This window comes from Actinomycetospora cinnamomea, from assembly GCF_003096675.1.
GTDB lineage: Bacteria > Actinomycetota > Actinomycetes > Mycobacteriales > Pseudonocardiaceae > Actinomycetospora > Actinomycetospora cinnamomea.
The window spans coordinates 1-2,872 of record NZ_QEKW01000039.1 but is presented as its reverse complement, the minus strand read 5'-3'; the positions used below and the strand labels follow the sequence as shown (position 1 = coordinate 2,872).

The following is a 2,872-nucleotide window of genomic DNA, read 5'->3' as shown; positions in this document are numbered from 1 at the left end:
CCGACCACAAGGGGATCGGTCCGATCTGCGCCGCCCAGGTCATCGTGTCGTTCTCCCACCCCGGGCGCTGCCGCAGCGAGGCCGCGTTCGCCGCCTGTCAACGGCCACGGGTTCTTCCCCAGCGGCGGCCATGAGTTCTCCCCGGTGGCGGACGTGGTTGCTCCCCGGGGACGGCCATGGGTTCTCCCCGGGGGGTCAGCTTGGTAGCGGCTTCACCCCCTTGCCGGCGGTGGCTTGGGTGAGCCGGAAGGAGTCGCCGTCGGTCAGGCAGATGTGGGCGTGGTGCAGGAGCCGGTCGACGGTGGCGGTGGCCAGGGTCTTGGGCATGAGCTCGTCGAACCCGGAGGGGTGCAGGTTGCTCGACACGGCCAGGGAGCGGTGTTCGTAGGCGGCGTCGACGAGGCGGTAGAAGCCTTCGGCGGCGTCGGCGCCGACGGGCAGCATGCCGATGTCGTCGACGATGACCAGGTCGACGCGGGTGAGCCGGGCGATGGCTTTGGTGATCGAGTCGTCGGCGCGGTGGCGGCGGACCAGGGCGCCGAGCTCATCGATGGCGAACCAGGCCACGCTGCGTCCGGAGTCGATCGCGGCCTGGCCGAGGGCTTCGCAGAAGTGGCTCTTGCCGGTGCCCGAGGGTCCGCAGACACACAGGTTCTCGTGGCGGTCGACCCATTCCAGGGTGCGCAGCGCCTGCTGGGTGGCCTGCGGAATGGAGCTGGCGGTCTCGTTCCAGACCGCGAAGGTCTTGCCGGCGGGGAAGCCGGCCTTCTTCCGTCGGGCGCGGATGGTGGCTTCGTCGCGGCCGGCGATCTCCTCGGCCAGCAGCACCCGCAGCGCTTCGGCGGGGTCCCAGCGCTGGGCGCGGGCGGTGGCCAGCACCTCGGGGGCGTGCGCGCGCAGGTAGGGCATCCGCAGCCGGCGGGCCAGGCGCAGCATCTCCTCCAGCGCCTGCCCCGAGGGAGCTGATGGAGCCGACGAGCCCGACGACGATGCAGACGACGCTGCGGACGACGTCGAAGACGTCGTCGTGGGGGTGTCGGTGCTGGTGGCGATCATGACGGCACCTCTGTCCGCGACGGGGCGACCCCGAAGGTGGCCCAGGCGCGGGTGCCGGCCTGCAGGCTGTGCGCCTCGGAGGCCCGGGCCGCGGGGCTGGCGGGTGGTTGGTGGCGTTGGTGGGCCAGGATCATCGGCAGGTCCTCGTCGCCGAAGCGCCCGGCCAGCGCGGCGGCCCCGAGGGCCTGGTCGACCGCGGCCAGGCTGTGCAGCTTGGCCAACGAGACCGCCTCGGCCATCTTGGTGCGCATCCGCGCGGTGCCTGCCGCGGCGGCTTCGCGCAGCCACTCGGCGGCGCCGGGCCCGATGGTCAGGAACGCCTCCTCGGCGGCGCTGCCTGCGCGGGGGACGCGGTCGCCGGGTACCGACCGGCGCGAGGGGTGGCTGTCGGGGTAGTGCTCGTCGCGGATCTGGGGGCAGCCGCGGTGTCCGCGCTGGTGGCGGGCGACTTCGCGGGGCCCGTGTTCGGGGTCGACGACGGTGACCACGAGTTCGTCGCCGGCGAACCGGGTCCAGACCCGGGTGTCGACCAGCTCATGGGGCACCGAGTAGCGCACCCCGCCCACGGAGATGGTGGCGTCCCACCCGACCCGGCGGGTCTCACCGAAGGCGGTGGTCACCGCGGTCGCGGGTAGCGGGTGCAGCCGGGCGGTTTCCTCGGCGAGCATCTCCACCGGCGGGCGCCCGGTCGCCCGGTGGGTCCGGGTGTTGACCTGTTCGCAGAACCCCGCGCAGGCCGCCTCGAGGGCGGCGAAGTCGCCGTAGGCGTCGCGCAGGTTGGCCTCGGTGGGCACCAGGTCGGCCTTGGCGATGCGCACCGTGGCCTCCGCGCCGCCCTTGGACTGCGGGTCGGCGGGCATGCAGGTGCGGATGGTCATGCCGTAGTGCCGGCCGGCGACCACGACGTCGGGGTGGCGCACCGGGACCCGGGCGATGTGCTCGACGGTCACGGTCTTCTCGTTGTCGGTCAGCGCGTAGGTCGGGGCCCCGCCCAGGCGGCGCAGGGTGGTGTCCAGGCACGCCAGCAGCGAGGGCAGGGTGCGGTCCCAGACCGGCAGCACCACCCGGAACCGGGACCAGGCCAGCCAGGCGCAGAACAGCAGCGTCTCGCGCGCCTCGCCCGCCGGCCCGACCCGCGGGCCGGCGCCCCAGTCGAACTGCAGCCACAACCCCGGCTCGGGCACCCACGGGCGGAACACGCGGCGCTGCCCGGCCCGCCAGGCCTTCTTGGCCTCGGCGACCGCACGGCGAGTGGTGCGCTCGGAGCCGGCGAAGCCCATCGCCGCCAGCTTCTGGTGGACGACGTCGGCGCGGATCGCGCCGCGGGAACGGTCGACCCACTCCTCGATCTTCGGTAACAGCTCGTCGAGGCTGGTCGTGCGGCGTGGACGTCCGCCCGGGAGGTGCCCGGCGTCGCGCAGCGCGACGTAGTGGGCGACGGTCTTGTGGTCACACCCGGCCAGAGCGGCGGCGGCCCGCAGGCCGCCGGTGAGGTCGTAGGCCTCCAGGATCTCCATGATCTCCTCGTTGGTCTTCACGGCCGGCTCCCTGCAGCGCTCGACGATCACGTCGAGGCCCAGCAAGCCCGAGAACACCGCCGCCACCCGGCGGCGACACGGCATCAGCCGGGGAGAAACCGTGGCCGTCGCTGGGGAGACTTCGTGGCCGCCAGTGGGGAGATCAGATGGCCGCCACTGGGGAGGATGCCGTGGCCGCTGTCACCGCCCTCGGTGGGACCAGCCCGCTCGAGGCCAGCAGCGGGCGCACCACCCGCCACCGGCTCAACCGCGGCGGCGACCGCGCCCTGAACAAGGCG

General features: G+C 73.7%; 2 protein-coding genes. Both read right to left on the bottom strand.

Annotation, left to right across the window (positions count from 1 at the left end; genetic code table 11):
- Window positions 1–195 precede the first annotated feature (195 nt).
- Window positions 196–936: an IS21-like element helper ATPase IstB gene (istB, locus tag C8D89_RS28590; protein WP_116711535.1), complete on the bottom strand. Its 741-nt coding sequence runs from the start codon at window positions 934–936 to the stop codon at window positions 196–198.
- Between the two features lie 116 nt (window positions 937–1,052).
- Window positions 1,053–2,594 carry an IS21 family transposase gene (gene istA, locus C8D89_RS28585; RefSeq protein ID WP_116711536.1) on the bottom strand — a complete coding sequence of 514 codons (1,542 nt, stop codon included), beginning with the start codon at window positions 2,592–2,594 and terminating at the stop codon, window positions 1,053–1,055.
- Between the last annotated feature and the right edge of the window lie 278 nt (window positions 2,595–2,872).

Bases quoted from the DNA above. Each gene is read 5' to 3' on its own strand.
- istB (WP_116711535.1), bottom strand. From the start codon at position 936: ATGCTGCGCCTGGCCCGCCGGCTGCGGATGCCCTACCTGCGCGCGCAC.